The sequence below is a fragment of the Peptostreptococcus faecalis genome (assembly GCF_900240845.1).
GTDB classification, from domain to species: domain Bacteria; phylum Bacillota; class Clostridia; order Peptostreptococcales; family Peptostreptococcaceae; genus Peptostreptococcus; species Peptostreptococcus faecalis.
This window is the reverse complement of the sequence record NZ_OERU01000004.1, coordinates 66,664-81,572: the sequence shown is the minus strand read 5'-3', so window position 1 is coordinate 81,572 and position 14,909 is coordinate 66,664. Positions and strand designations below refer to the sequence as shown.

Here is a 14,909-nt window from a genome sequence, read left to right as displayed (position 1 = left end):
GCAATAAGTGTATTTAAACCGTACAATACCATTGTTTTTAATCTTGACTAGAGAGTTCTTTATATTCTCTCAATATCTTAATTACTTCTTCACAATCTTCTAGTCTATTTATTTCATTTCTAAATCTAGCAGCATGTTTCATACCTTTCAAGTACCATCCAATATGTTTTCTCATCTCTCGAACGGCTACATATTCACCATGTTCTTTTATTGAAAGATACATATGCTTGATCGCTATATCCATTTTTTCTTCTCTTGTTGGAAGTGGCAGTATTTCACCTGTTTGTATATAATGGTCAATCCTCTTAAAAATCCACGGATCTCCTTGAGCACCTCTTCCAATCATTATAGCATCACACCCAGTGTGTTTTTTCATCTCAATTGCATCTTCAATGCTAGCTACATCACCATTTCCAATTACAGGAATTTTTAGTTCTGACTTCAGAGTCTTTATTATATCCCAGTCGGCTTTCCCAGAGTAAAACTGTTCTCTAGTTCTTCCGTGTATTGTAATAGCATCTATACCTGCTTCTTGTGCTATCTTTGCAATTTCTAGTGCGTTTACACTCTCATCATCCCAGCCTTTTCTAATCTTTAAAGTCACTGGCTTTTCAGAGTTTTCAACTACGCTCTCTAGCACTCTTTTTGCTAGTTCAGGATTTTTCATAAGAGCTGAACCATCTCCATTTTTAATAACCTTTGGAGCAGGACATCCCATATTTATATCTAAGATTTCATTTGGATGGTCATTTAAAATTTTGGCAGCTTTCCCCATATATTCAGGTTCACTACCGAAAATTTGAATAGCAACTGGATGTTCCTCTGTAACAATATTGAGCATTTTTTTTGTATTCTGATCATCATAACATAACGCTTTTGCATTTATCATTTCAGTGTATAATAATCCGCATCCAAGTTCCTTGCATATTAATCTAAATGGCAAGTCTGTCACTCCAGCCATAGGAGCTAAAAATGCCTCATTTTCTATATTAAAATCTCTAAATTTCATTTATACCTCGTTTTTATTCTCACGAGTTCCTAACGCTTCATTTTTTTCATAAATTAGCCTCAGTCCCTCTAATGCTAAATTTGAATCAACCACATCTATAAGACATGTTTCAGATGATATTAAATTTGCTAAACCTCCTGTAGCTATTACAGTCGTGTCTTCATTTTTTAACTCAACTTTCATTTTCTTTACAACTTTTTCAACTTGACCTGCATAGCCATATATTATACCTGCTTGCATAGCCGAAGTCGTATCTTTACAAATAATTCTATCCGGTTTTACTAACTCCACTCTAGGTAATTTTGAAGCATTTTGAAATAACGCCTCACTTGATATTTTCACACCTGGAGCAATTGCTCCTCCAAGATACTCACCTTTTTCAGAAATTGCACAATAAGTAGTCGCCGTTCCAAAATCTATTATTACTAGAGGTGTTCCATATTTTGCAATTGCTGCAACTGCATTTACAATTCTGTCTGCACCAACCATTTTTGGGTCATCGTACTTTATGTTTAGCCCTGTTTTTATCCCCGGACCTACTAAAAGGGGATTTATCTTACAATATTTTCTACAGAAGTTTTCCAATGAATGCATGACAGCAGGAACTACTGAAGATATAATTATGTCGTCTATAGCCGAAAGAGACAATTCATAAGCGTCAAACAAGCTCTTGATTAGTACCCCATACTCATCTGAACTCTTATTTAAATCCGTATTGACTCTCCAATCTCTTATAAGTGTTTTTTCATCGTATACGCCTAATACGATATTCGTATTTCCAACGTCAAATACTAGTAACATATTTTATCCCATTCCTTTGTAAATTTAGTTTATGAATAACATTTTTATTTTAACACCACAACCGCATATTATCAACCTTTATATTGATATATGTCAATTACTTTACTGTTTGAAAAGCACATATAAAACTCTCTTTCTAAAGAATACACTCCTCAATCTAGTTATTTAACCCCAATACTTCATATTTAATCAAAAAAATATGATATAATCTTAAATTAAAGGAGTGAGAAAAATGAATACTACAAAAGAAAGTGTTATAGACATATTAATTGACAACTCTCAAAAATATGTATCCGGTGAATATATTTCAGAACAACTAGGACTTTCTCGTGCCTCTATTTGGAAACATATAAATTCTTTAAGAAAAGAAGGTTTTTTAATTGATTCAAAAAATGGTCTAGGTTATAAGCTAGTTGGAAAATCAGAAGACTCACCTACTCAATACGAAATCAAATATAAATTAGACACTAGTTATATAGGTCAGTCTGTTCACTATTTTAAATCAATAGATTCAACAAATATATATGCAAATAAAATTGCTGAAAAATCAAATGAAGGAACTGTTGTTATATCGGATGAACAAAAAAATGGCAAGGGAAGATCTGGTAAAAAATGGGATTCTTCTCAAGAAGAAGGGATTTATTTTAGTCTAATATTAAAACCAAACATTCCTATATACAAGGCTAGTTTTCTTACACAGGTAGCAGGAGCCGCAATGATTTTATCATTAGAAAAGTTTAGAATAGAGCCACAAATAAAGTGGCCTAACGATATAGTCTTAAACAACAAAAAAATATGTGGAATACTTACAGAAATGAGCGCTGAAATCGAAAATATATCTCATATTATAGTTGGAATAGGAATAAATATCTCCAATAAAACTTTTCCAAGCGACTTAATAAACAAAGCTACTTCCATATTAGCTGAAGGATATAAGATCGATAAAATAGAATTATTGAGAACTTTTTTTGTTGAGTTTGAAAAATTATATGATAAGTTTAAAAAAGACGACAACCTAGAGACTCTTTCAATATTAAAAAATAAATCAGCAGTTATTGGCCGTGATATATTTGTAATCACAAGAGATAGCAAGAAAAAGGTATACGCAAAAGATATAGATAATACAGGAAATCTAGTGATAGTAAATGAAGATGGCTCTGAAGAAACTATTTTTTCAGGAGAAATATCTATAAGAGGCCTTGATTCCTATATCTAAATAAAAATATAAATTAATCAAAATTTAACACAAACAAAAACCGTACAATTTTTATTTTTCTTGAATTAAGCAGTTATTTTTTCAACTGCAATCTAAGAAAAACTCACATTGTACGGTTTATTTTAATTATTTTTTCTAGCTATATAAATATTTCCATATGTCTTTTTCACCAATTTTTTCATGGATTATTATATTAGTTATTTTTATTTGTCAGTATCTAAATTTAATTTTAATCTATACCTGGATTTGAATCTGTATCTGTATCAGCATCGCTATCAAAATCCACTGATAACTCTCCAAACTTCTTAACTAGATCTCCGTTTTCTACAACTTCAAGAGGTAATCTCATTTCAAAAGCATCTTCAAATTGCTTTTCGTTTAATGTTTCATATTGAAGAAGTGCCTTAGCTACATAATCTAATCTAGGCTTATTCTTATTAAGTATCTTCTTTGCCTTTGCATACGCATCCGATACTATGCTTCTTACTTCTTCATCTATTTCAGCTGCGACCTCTTCTGAGTACTCTCTAGTATGCCCAAAACTATTTCCTATAAATACTTCATCATTTGTATCAAAAGTCAATGGACCTAGCCTATCACTCATACCGTATTTAACTACCATTCCTCTAGCGATTTTTGAAACTCTTTCTAAGTCATTAGAAGCTCCTGTAGATATATCGTCTAAATTGATTTCTTCAGATACTCTTCCGGCAAGCAATACAACAAGTTCTTGCATCAACTCACCCTTAGTTGTATAGTATTTATCTTCAGTAGGCAGCTGCATTGTAAATCCACCAGCCATACCTCTTGGAATTATAGTTACTTGGTGAACTGGATCCATTAAATCAAGAACATGAGCACATATAGCATGACCACCTTCGTGGTAAGCTGTTAAAATTCTTTCTTTTTCGCTTATAATTCTAGATTTTTTTGCAACTCCAACAACTACCTTAGTTATTGACTCTTCTATATTTTCCATTGTTATCTTCGCTTCTTTTCTTCTAGCAGTTAAAATCGCGGCTTCATTCATAATATTTTCTATATCAGCCGGTGTAAACCCTGGAGTGCTTTTTGCCAACACAGCTAAGTCCACACCTTCGTCTAGAGGTTTATTTTTTGAATGAACTTTAAAGATTTCTTCTCTACCCTTTACATCAGGTACCCCAATCATAACTTGTCTGTCAAAACGTCCTGGTCTAAGTAATGCTGGATCTAATATATCTGGCCTATTTGTTGCTGCCATGATAATTATACCTTCATTTATTCCAAAACCATCCATCTCTACTAGCAACTGGTTTAAAGTTTGTTCTCTTTCATCATGACCTCCACCTAAACCAGCTCCTCTTTTTCTTCCCACAGCATCAATTTCATCTATGAATATTATAGCTGGAGAATCTTTTTTAGCCTGTTCAAAAAGATCTCTTACTCTAGAAGCTCCCACTCCGACAAACATTTCAACAAAGTCAGAACCACTTATACTAAAGAACGGAACTCCTGCTTCTCCTGCTACAGCTCTAGATATATAAGTCTTCCCTGTACCTGGAGGACCTACCATCAATATACCTTTTGGTATTCTAGCTCCTAGTTCTATATATTTTTTAGGATGCTTTAAGAAATCTACTACTTCTTTAAGTTCTTCTTTTTCTTCATTCAATCCCGCTACATCGCTAAATACAACTTTGTCCTTTTCTGAACCTTTGTGTAATTTTGCTTTGGATTTTGAAAAGCTCATAGCCTTTCCTCCTCCACCTTGAGATTGGTTCATTACCATCACAAATGCAGCTATCATAAATACCAAAATAATCAGTGTTGGAAGCATTTCAATAAACCATGGTGTCTTTGGCTTTTCCTCTGCTCCAATTATAACTTTGTTTTTTTCAATATTTTTCAATAAATCATTTGATAAAGTTTCACCTTTCACTTCATCTGGTATATACGATTTAAATTTCGTTTTTCCATCTTTTAGAACTCCCTCAACACCTGTATCTTCAACTATGTGCAAAGATTTTATATTCCCAGCCTTAAGTTCTTGATACACCTTTGAAAATTCCATATTTTCGACTACTTCTTGTCGACCTCCAGTGTACTGTACCATAAATATTATCATTAGTAGCATTACCAGATAAATTCCAGCACCCTTTAATGTTTTTCCCAACAATACCCCTCCTATCACCACATTGAATTCAATTATTTCAAGGTAAATTCAAGTATTTTTTCTGTATTTTCATCTATTTTGTAGTCTGAGTTAAGTCTATAACCACATACTGCGACTACAACGTCTTGATTTACTACCAAAGGAATGTATTGTCTATCATCTCTATCTATCTTTAGAGCGATAAACAATTCCTTGATTTTTTTAGTTCCACCTAATAACTTTATTTTATCACCTTGTCGCCTACTTCTCAATGTTAGCTTTCCACTTATTTTATCTAAATCAATATACTGAACCCCTTTTTTGAACTCTCTATTGAATTCTTTAGCATTGAGTATATTGGTATGAAAAGTTTTTCCTATTTCTTTTATGTAAATCGATTCTCCTGGTTCTAAACTATATTCATATTCCAAATTTTCTTCTTTTAGTATTTTATCAGAAATTAAAATTATATCAGCCAACCTATAGGCAATTAAACTCCTTGGAAGATTTATTTTTTTATGTTTTTTGTCTTCAGAAATCAAGTCCAACACGTCATCAATATGTTTTTTCTCAATATGATTTGCATCACCTAGTATTTCTTTAATTGCTTTAATCACTATACGTGATTTTATAGAGTAGTGAATTTTCTCTAATTCTTTTACCGAAATTTGTACGCCTTCATCTTTTTTCTCGGCGCATAGTTCATACTCTTTGTCTACCTGAGAATCTATATAATCACTATCAGATTTAATATTATTACTCATCCTTACTATCGTATCAACTATATTTACGTTAAACTCCTCTTTCATATAAGGAATAATCTTCAACCTAACTTTGTTTCTTGAGTAAATTGCTTCAAGGTTGGTACTGTCTATTCTAGGGTTCAAGTTATTATCTATACAATATTTTTCTATTTCATCTCTTCGCAAGTCTAATATAGGCCTTATTACACCATCTTGCCTTTTGTATTCCATACCTTTTAGACCATGTATTCCGGTTCCCCTCATCAGCCTCATAAGTACAGTCTCTGCTTGATCGTTTTTGTTATGACCTACAGCAATTTTATTTGCACCTACTCTAGTTTTGACTTCATCAAAAATTTTATACCTTAATTCTCTTGCTCCATCTTCTAATCCCAAACCTTCATCTTTGCAATATTTTGGTACATCTACTGCTCTAATAAAGCATGGAACATCTAATTTTTCGCATAGTTTCATCACATAAAGAGCATCTAAATATGCATCAATTCCTCTTATCTTGTGATTTAAATGCACAGCATACAAGTTGATATTTATATCTTTTGATATCTCTTTAAGTAGATGGGTTAGGCAGACCGAATCCGGCCCACCTGACAGCCCGATGACAATACCATCACCTTCTTCTATTAGGTTGTTTTGAAATACAGTTTGTTTGACTTTTTCATACACCATATTACGCCTCCGGAATTACTTTTATTTCAATTCTATTATTTGCTTCCAGTAGCCCTCTTATAGATATTTTATAGTCTAAATTTAACTTTACGCCTTCATCAGAAATTTTTTTAGAAATTTTATATGTATACACACTCATATCAAAATCACCATACAATGTTTTATATTTTGATTTAAAGCTTTTTGATTCTATAAATCTTATTTTTGAATTTATATCACCTGATTTTAATATCAAAACTTCACCATCGGATATTTTTATTGTATTTCTAGAATCTTTCACAGTATCATATTCTAAAAAACTAACATAAAGGCTTCCATTTTTTTCTATCTGTTCCCCATTATAGAAACTCTCTATAGTCTGAACTTCTCCGCCTTCTGTGTACTGGGACGTTTTTATCTTTACTTTTACGTTCATAATTCACCCCACATTAATATTTATGTATTTCAACTTTTTCAAGATCTTTTATTTCTCTTTTTAAAAATTCACTCGCTATTCTTGAGAATTGTTCATTTATATCTGATACATAATACTTATATTTACCCTCTTCAGTAGAATTACTCATTAAAAATCTTTCTTCTAGCATACTTTTTAGATCCAACGCTGTCTCTTTTGCTGGATTTATAAGCTTCACATCAGCTCCAACGGCTTCTCCTATAGTCCTTTTTAAAATTGGATAATGTGTACATCCTAAAACAATTGAATCTACACCTTTATTTACCAATTCATCCAAGTACATATGTGCTGCTGTAGAGGAAATTTCTTTATTAGCCCACCCTTCTTCTACTAGCGGAACAAATAATGGGCACGCTTTTCCTATCACAGTTACATCTTTTCCTATTTTTTTTATTTCTTTGTTATAGGCTCTAGAGTTTATTGTACCAGACGTCCCTATTACACCTATAACCTTATTTTTCGTTGAGTAAACAGCTGTCCTAGCACCTGCTTCAATTACACCTATTATAGGTACATCATATTTTTCCTGAGATTCTAACAAAGCTCTTGCTGTTGCAGTATTACAAGCTATTACTATCGCTTTTACGTTTTTAGAAATCAAAAAATTAATAGCTTGAAAAGTATATTTAATTATGGTTTCTTTTGATCTCGGTCCGTATGGAACTCTAGCCGTATCTCCAAAATAAACTGTATCTTCATTTGGAAGGTATTTATTTATTTCTTTTAATACAGTTAATCCACCTAATCCCGAATCAAAGACTCCTATTGGTCTATTATCCATTGTTGCTACACCGTTTCATCTTGCATCAGCTTTTCAATCATGAACTGCTCAGCTTTTTCTATATGTTCTCTAGCTAGCTGTTCTGCAAGATTTGCCTTTCCTTTTTTTAGAGCATCAATTATCTTCATATGTTCATCTACAATGTTTACTGCTGAGCTATAGTCAGACATATACATCAATCTAAATCTATAAACCGTCTCCCATAGTGAATTCATCATGCTCATTAGTCTTCTGTTTCCTGTGCTTTCAAATATGCAGTTATGAAATTCTTCATCCTTTTTTAGCATATTATCAACATCATTCTTACAGACATACTCTTTTAATTCTTCAGATATTAATTCTAGTTTTTTTATTTTTTCTGGAGATATTCTTTCTGCAGAGTAATAAGCTGCCATTCCTTCAAGCCCAATTCTAACTTCTAATATATCTATCAAATCTCTTTTACTTATATTGGCAACATATGCTCCTTTTCTAGGAAGCATAATTACAAGCCCCTCCAGTTCTAATTTTCTTATAGCCTCTCTAACAGGAGTTCTACTAACACCTAGTTGTTCTGCCATATGTATCTCCATCAAGCGTTCACCAGGTTTTAGAGTTCCCTCCATAATCGCCGTTCTAATATTTTCAAAAACGACATCTCTCAGAGGTTTGTAATTATTAATTTTAAGATTATTTATTCCCACAAATTTCAACCCCCTTATTAGATGCATGTGTGATATATGTTTGGGAATATCTTTTTCTAAGTATGTTCCCGCACCTTTTTGCACTCTTGTAGTCTTTAAAAAAACCAAAAACTGTAGGTCCACTTCCACTCATCATCGATTTTATAGCGCCACCTTTTATCATAGTTTTCTCTATTTTATCTATTTCTCTATACCAAGATTTTGTGACTGGCTCCAATACGTTATTCATTCCTTCTACCATAAGTTCGTAGTCTTCCAATTGTAAGCCTTCGATGATTTTTTCGTTATCTGGTCTTTGATCCGTACTAATGCTTTCATACATCTTATCATATTTTTTATATACTCTCTTTGTAGACACAAATATATTGGGTTTGCATATTAACATCACTATGTCCCAATTAAAATTGTTAAGTTTCTTTAAATCTGTACCTTTTCCACTAGCCAGATACGTGCCTCCTTTTATACAAAATGCAATGTCTGATCCTAGCTTTTTAGATAATTCTATTAACTCATCATCAGAAAGATTTAATCCAAATAACCTGTTTATACCTATAAATACAGCTGCTGAGTCAGCACTTCCCCCTGCCATTCCAGCTGCAATAGGAATATTTTTTTCAAGAAATATTTCTATACCGCCGTCTATACCGAACTCTTCTTTCATAAGAATCCACGTTTTATACATGATATTCTTTTTATTTGATGGCACATCTGAATTTGAACTAGTCATCTTAAACCCTGTTTCTGCCTTTCTAATAATAATATAGTCAGAAAGATTAATTGACTGCATTACCATTTCAACTTCATGGTATCCATCCTCTAAAATGTCTTTTATATCTATTGATAAATTAATTTTTGCCCTTGCTCTTAATTTGACTCTTTCCACTAAAACGCCCTCCAAATACTTTGTATTTATAATACAAAGCTATGCACTTATTTAATTATACTACAAATAAAAGAATCTGTATATTTTATAGCATTATTATTTTATCAAGTGAACTTTAACTCGTAAAGAATATATGATTATACTTTTTATATAACAATATTTAATGTTTGAAATAAACATTATTTCATTTATTTAATATACAAGCAATTATATTATATCTTCTTGGAAGTACTGTGTTTTTTAATGCAAAAAAATAGAAAAGGATAAATTTATCCTTTTCTATTTTTGTATCTATTTTAGTGTTTCACATAACTTTACTAATTTATCGCCTCTGTAGCTAGAGTCTTTTGCGTATACACCTATAAAAGTGTCTCCATTATCTATCTCTACATTTTTATCATCTATCAAAATAGCTTCTTTTCCATTTACTCTTACTTTTTTGACGTCATCTCCATCTATACTATATGCGTTATCTTCAGATGCAACTCTTTCCTCTATCCTTATTTTATCTGCACCCTTGCTTAGATATACTGTTGAGTATTCATTTGATATCTCCCCATCACCTTTTATCAGTTCAACTTTATCTACCTTAAACCCTTCTAGTACTTTAGGTGTGAACTTTAAATGCTTTAATGCTTCTTCTAATGTCGCAAATGTTGCCTTCATTTCTTTATAAGATTCTTCTGTTCTAATCACATACTTATCACTTTGATCATCAAATCCAAATCCTCTAATTAATTTTCCGTGGCTATCATATATTTTTCCTTCTAGCTCTTTTGAGAATTTCTCTACCACATTGCCATCTTTATCAAATACTTTGCCCTTTAATTCCTCCGGTAGTGCTACTTGAAGTTTTGAAGTATCCACTTCTTCTTTAACCTCTTCTACGCTTAGTCTTCCTGCTTGTACCTCTTTCACTACTGTGAGTATATCTTTTCCAGTTGCAATAGGTACACCTGCACCAATCACGATACATACTGCTGCTACTGATGCCGCTACTTTATATTTCATTTGATTAAACCTGCTTTTAGTTGTCTTTTTCTTCATCTTTATCTCTCCTCTATTTTTTTCAATATTATCATTATGTATAGAAACCCCCTCATTAGAGCCTTCGTTAGACATATGTTCGTAGTTCATTTCTATATTTCTTTGGACCTTTGCTTTTATTCTTTCTTTTACATCTTCACTAGGAGTGAATTCTGCCTCTATCTCTCCTTGTATAAACAGCTCAAAGTCCTTATCAAAAAGAGATTCAATATTGTTTTCATTATTTATGTTTTTATTTTCCTTCATAGCTTTTCATCTCCTTTTTCAACTTTTTCATACTTCTAAAAAGAATCACACCTACATTAGATGCCGATATCCCCATTATTTCTCCAATATCTTTATTTTTTAGACCAGATCCATACTTCAATCCCACTGCAATTCTTTCATTTTCGTTTAATTTATAAATAGATTCTACTAATTCCTTATTTTTTATTTTACGATCAAGTATTTGTTCTGGATTTTCACTCGTATCTACTACTTCTCCTACACTGTCTATACATACAGTTTGAACTTTATTATTTCTATAAAATGTTGCTATTTCATTTCTTGTTATTGAAAATATCCAAGTATCCATATTTCCTTTTTCTTCTGAATATCGACTAATATTTCTATATATGCTTTCAAATACTTTCGCAGTTATATCTTCAGCCTGTTCATCATTCATAGTCTTCATTCGTACAAACCTATATACTCTAACGAAGTATTTTTCATATATTTCATCAAAATTCATATTATCACCTCTATTCGCTAGCTTTATTAATAATTATATAGTACTATATTGCCTTTCATATATGTATACGCAAAAAAACAAATTCCATTAACAAAAATTCATTTTTATTTTTATACTTTTTATTGAACATAAAAAAGCCACCCAATTTAATGGGTGGCTGTCTTATGTAAATTACTCATTCGTAATTGTCTTAACTAACCGTACTGTCTTTAAAAACTTTAATTTTAACGTTCTCTGTTAAAAGGTCTGAATAACTATAAGCTACTCTTTCAAAACCATATTCTCCATGCCCTACCTTAATTGTAAAGACACTTGGGTACACAGTTTCAAGAATACCTTGCTTTGTGATGACCTGTTTTCTACCTTTGTTTGCCTTAAGCAATATTTTCTTGCCAACATACTTTTGCAATGTACGTCTAATATTATCCAATGTCGCTGTTGTTGCCAAAAATATCACCATCCTTTTCAGTGTATAACTTATTATACCATGATAAGGCTTTTTCGTCAATATAACATTTTATTTTACAATATGAAACCGTTTTTGTCAATTATTTTTATCATATTTTTTTATTTATTTTTCTGTTATATTTTTTGATATTTTTCTATAGCTATTGGTTATTTTCCACAACATTTTTTGTACTTTTTACCGCTTCCGCAAGTACATGGATCATTTCTTCCTATCTTATCTTCTTTTACAATTATTTTTGACTTGTTAAATTCTTTTTGAACCTTTTTTCTATATTCATCAGATAAAATAGAATCCCATCCTTTTAACCCGTATAGCCAGTTAGCTTCTACATGTACCATATTTTTGTACAATTTTTCCCAGTCAATTTTTATATTAATCTGAGTATCTTCTTCTATTTTTTCAAGTTCTTGTTCTTTTTCTATACTTTCATTAACTCCATCTAAAAATCCCATGAAATATTCTACACTTGTATTATAGTTTGCTGCTAAGTCTGAAACCTTTCCAGCTATTATATCTCTCTTATTGTTTAATATTTCATTGTATATACTAGTTTCAGTTTTTAAGAAATCTTCCCAAAACTTAACTTCTTCTTGTTCAGTTTCATAACCACTACACATTTCTTTCCATTTTTCAAATAGCATATTTATACCTCCATCTTAAATGCACTTGTATTTAACAGTGCCTAATTATTTATAATTGTTTTTTTACATACCAATATTACCACAGTTTGTATTATATTTCTACATCAAAGAGTATCTTCAATGTTTCAATCGCTCTTTTCTGATCTATAAAAAATGGACTGCTCGCTATAGTAATTACTTTTGCACCCTTAATATATTCAGAAATTTTATTTCTTTTTTTATCAAAATCTATATAATCCATGTCCTCTGAAAAAAAATCTAAATCTATGTCCAAAACATACTCTTTTGGAATTTCTTGATCCAAACCATAATTAGAATCAACTATTTGCAGCGTTGAAAATATATTATGGTAAAGTGCAGGCTTTATAAAACTTCCCACATTTAAAATTTCATTGGTGTATCTTTTTACATCCTCTATATCTTCTATATCTACATCATAGTTAGAAGGTTCTCTTGTATCTTTGTGTTGATCCACATGGAGTAGAGCCGCTCCTTTTTTTAATCGCCCTTCTTTTAACGACTTGCACCAAAAAAAGAACGCATGATTGTGATTGTCAAATACATAAATGTCTTTTTCAATTCCGATATTATCATCGACTATTTTATACATGTTTTTTAGACCAATACACTCAAATTCATTACTATCTTCAACTTCTATAAACGTTGCTTCATTTCCTATTTCAATATCGTTAAAACTTCCGTTTATAAGTTGAGGAACATATATTTTCTTATTTTTTCTCTCATCAAAAGAAAAGCTATTATTTCCTACAGGCTTTTCTATATAAAATCCACCATATTCCATTTGTATTCTCCACTTAGTATTCCTTCATTACATGATCGAGTATCCTTGCATTGTATTATTTAGTATTCTTGCATTACACAATCGAATACCTTACATTGTATTATTTGGTATTCTTACGCTATATAATTCAATGTTCTTACACCACATACCTTAGTATTATTTCACTATATATTTTTTATAATGCATACTTTTACAAGCATTAAAACAATATCCACGGCTGCTCATTCGGTGTGTTCGAATAAAAAATCATATTTTCTTTTGTAGTTGGATGAATTAGTTCCAGTTTAGTTGACCAAAGTGCTATTTGCTGACCTACTGTAGCAACTTTTGAATATCTCTGATCTCCATATAAAGGGTGATTTCTTGAAGAAAACTGCACCCTAATTTGATGCGGCCTACCTGTTTGAAGGTTTATCTCCACTAGAGAAAAATCTTGGTCGCTACCCTTAGACTTTTTAACGCCTAGTCTTTTATATGAAAGCCTAGCTTCTTTTGAATCTTTAGTATTCTTATCCACCACGCTTACCATATTATTACTTTTATTTTTATATAAATAATCCACATAGTCCCCAGATTTTTCACACTTACCTACAACCACAGCCCTATAAGTTTTCTTGAGAGTTCTAGTTCTAATTTGATCTGAAAGCCTAGATGCTGCCTTCGAAGTTTTAGCAAATACCATTACTCCTCCAACAGGTCTGTCCAATCTATGAACTAATCCCAAAAATACATTTCCAGGTTTATTATATTTTTCCTTAATGTAATCTTTGCACAAAGATATCATATCAACATCTTTTGTACTATCTGCCTGAGATAATATATTAGGTATTTTATCCACAACAAGCAGATGATTGTCCTCATATATCACATTTAAATTTTTACCTCGCATATCTATCTACTTTTCCCATCTACCAAATATACCACAAGGTAGTACCATCCCAGTTCTAGATGCAGGGATGCCTACCTCTCCAGCATAGATTTTTCCACCTTTAACCTTTCTGCCTACAGTAGTAGTCAATACATTTTCCAGAACAACTGATGAAAATCCTGTAGTGTATGAGTTTATCAAGAAGAATAAAGGCTTGTCTGAAAGAACCTTCATGCAAAGCTCTACAAATTCATACAGCTTATCTTCTATCTTCCATACTTCTCCTTTTGGCCCTCTTCCATATGAAGGAGGATCCATTACTATTGCATCGTATTTATTACCTCTTCTTATTTCTCTTTCTACAAACTTAATTACATCATCTACAATATATCTAACTTTTTTATCGCCTAAACCGGATAGCTCTACATTGTCTTTCGCCCACGTTACCATTCCCTTTGCTGCATCAACATGACAAACTTCTGCTCCTGCACTTGCACAAGCAACTGTTGCACCTCCAGTATATGCGAATAAGTTTAAAACCTTTATAGGTCTTTTTTCTGATTTAATTTTTTTAATCATCCAGTCCCAGTTGGCTGCTTGCTCTGGAAATAGACCTGTATGCTTAAATCCAGTTGGCTTTATTTTAAATTTCAAATCACCGTATTCTATAGTCCACTGCTCAGGATATCTTTTCTTTGCTTCCCAGCTTCCACCACCTCTGCTACTTCTATGGTAATGACCATGTGGACTCTTCCACAGCGACCATTCTTTTTCAATAGGCCAAATAACTTGAGGGTCTGGTCTTCTAAGTACAAAATCTCCCCATCTTTCAAGTTTTTCTCCGCCACCCATATCTACTAGTTCATAATTTTCCCATTTATCTGCTAATAATAACATTTCATTCTCCTCTAATTCGTATCAGTCTTAATAATTTTACGTAAACATAAAATATTATACCATA

At 31.8% G+C, this 14,909-nt stretch carries 16 protein-coding genes; 1 reads left to right on the top strand and 15 read right to left on the bottom strand.

The annotated features are described in order from the left end of the window. Positions 1–37: 37 nt before the first annotated feature. Both dusB and C0982_RS07600 read right to left on the bottom strand, forming a co-directional pair. Positions 38–1,009 carry a tRNA dihydrouridine synthase DusB gene (gene dusB, locus C0982_RS07605; RefSeq protein WP_101773631.1) on the bottom strand — a complete coding sequence of 324 codons (972 nt, stop codon included), beginning with the start codon at positions 1,007–1,009 and terminating at the stop codon, positions 38–40. Beyond that, the gene (locus C0982_RS07600) at positions 1,010–1,810 is read right to left on the bottom strand and encodes a type III pantothenate kinase (RefSeq protein ID WP_101773630.1); all 801 of its coding nucleotides are present in this window, start codon (positions 1,808–1,810) and stop codon (positions 1,010–1,012) included. Between the two features lie 232 nt (positions 1,811–2,042). On the opposite strand from C0982_RS07600, the gene C0982_RS07595 reads away from it, so the two are divergent. Further along, on the top strand, positions 2,043–3,026 hold the full coding sequence (locus C0982_RS07595; RefSeq protein ID WP_101773629.1) for a biotin--[acetyl-CoA-carboxylase] ligase: 984 nt from the start codon (positions 2,043–2,045) through the stop codon (positions 3,024–3,026). 229 nt (positions 3,027–3,255) lie between these two features. Here the strand turns inward: C0982_RS07595 and ftsH are convergent, their stop codons facing one another. The 13 genes from ftsH to C0982_RS07530 form a co-directional block, all read right to left on the bottom strand. Continuing rightward, positions 3,256–5,181 carry an ATP-dependent zinc metalloprotease FtsH gene (ftsH, locus tag C0982_RS07590; RefSeq protein WP_101773628.1) on the bottom strand — a complete coding sequence of 642 codons (1,926 nt, stop codon included), beginning with the start codon at positions 5,179–5,181 and terminating at the stop codon, positions 3,256–3,258. A gap of 32 nt (positions 5,182–5,213) precedes the next feature. Beyond that, a complete protein-coding gene (gene tilS / locus C0982_RS07585) occupies positions 5,214–6,590 on the bottom strand; it encodes a tRNA lysidine(34) synthetase TilS (RefSeq protein ID WP_101773627.1) in 1,377 nt (458 codons plus the stop codon). A gap of 1 nt (position 6,591) precedes the next feature. Further along, on the bottom strand, positions 6,592–7,005 hold the full coding sequence (locus C0982_RS07580) for a DUF1934 domain-containing protein (RefSeq protein WP_101773626.1): 414 nt from the start codon (positions 7,003–7,005) through the stop codon (positions 6,592–6,594). A gap of 13 nt (positions 7,006–7,018) precedes the next feature. Next, positions 7,019–7,825 (bottom strand): glutamate racemase, encoded by an 807-nt coding sequence (murI, locus tag C0982_RS07575; protein ID WP_101773625.1) that lies wholly within the window; start codon positions 7,823–7,825, stop codon positions 7,019–7,021. Positions 7,826–7,830: 5 nt separating this feature from the next. After that, positions 7,831–8,508 (bottom strand): GntR family transcriptional regulator, encoded by a 678-nt coding sequence (locus C0982_RS07570; protein WP_101773624.1) that lies wholly within the window; start codon positions 8,506–8,508, stop codon positions 7,831–7,833. Continuing rightward, complete coding sequence (ispE, locus tag C0982_RS07565) at positions 8,495–9,391, bottom strand: 4-(cytidine 5'-diphospho)-2-C-methyl-D-erythritol kinase (RefSeq protein ID WP_101773623.1); 897 nt, start codon at positions 9,389–9,391, stop codon at positions 8,495–8,497. The genes C0982_RS07570 and ispE overlap by 14 nt, the downstream gene beginning before the upstream one ends. A gap of 291 nt (positions 9,392–9,682) precedes the next feature. Next, positions 9,683–10,684: a hypothetical protein gene (locus tag C0982_RS07560; RefSeq protein WP_101773622.1), complete on the bottom strand. Its 1,002-nt coding sequence runs from the start codon at positions 10,682–10,684 to the stop codon at positions 9,683–9,685. Then, on the bottom strand, positions 10,671–11,195 hold the full coding sequence (locus C0982_RS07555) for an RNA polymerase sigma factor (protein WP_278336046.1): 525 nt from the start codon (positions 11,193–11,195) through the stop codon (positions 10,671–10,673). The genes C0982_RS07560 and C0982_RS07555 overlap by 14 nt, the downstream gene beginning before the upstream one ends. Before the next feature lie 163 nt (positions 11,196–11,358). Then, positions 11,359–11,616 (bottom strand): Veg family protein, encoded by a 258-nt coding sequence (locus C0982_RS07550; RefSeq protein ID WP_101773620.1) that lies wholly within the window; start codon positions 11,614–11,616, stop codon positions 11,359–11,361. A gap of 167 nt (positions 11,617–11,783) precedes the next feature. Continuing rightward, entirely contained in the window at positions 11,784–12,278 is a 495-nt protein-coding gene (locus C0982_RS07545; RefSeq protein WP_101773619.1) for an SEC-C metal-binding domain-containing protein, read from the bottom strand. A 91-nt stretch (positions 12,279–12,369) separates the two neighbouring features. Beyond that, positions 12,370–13,080 carry a peptide arginase family protein gene (locus C0982_RS07540; RefSeq protein ID WP_101773618.1) on the bottom strand — a complete coding sequence of 237 codons (711 nt, stop codon included), beginning with the start codon at positions 13,078–13,080 and terminating at the stop codon, positions 12,370–12,372. A 199-nt stretch (positions 13,081–13,279) separates the two neighbouring features. Continuing rightward, positions 13,280–13,969, bottom strand: coding sequence for an RluA family pseudouridine synthase (locus tag C0982_RS07535; RefSeq protein ID WP_101773617.1), 690 nt, complete (start codon positions 13,967–13,969; stop codon positions 13,280–13,282). 6 nt (positions 13,970–13,975) lie between these two features. Beyond that, on the bottom strand, positions 13,976–14,845 hold the full coding sequence (locus tag C0982_RS07530; RefSeq protein WP_101773616.1) for a class I SAM-dependent methyltransferase: 870 nt from the start codon (positions 14,843–14,845) through the stop codon (positions 13,976–13,978). Positions 14,846–14,909: the final 64 nt, after the last annotated feature.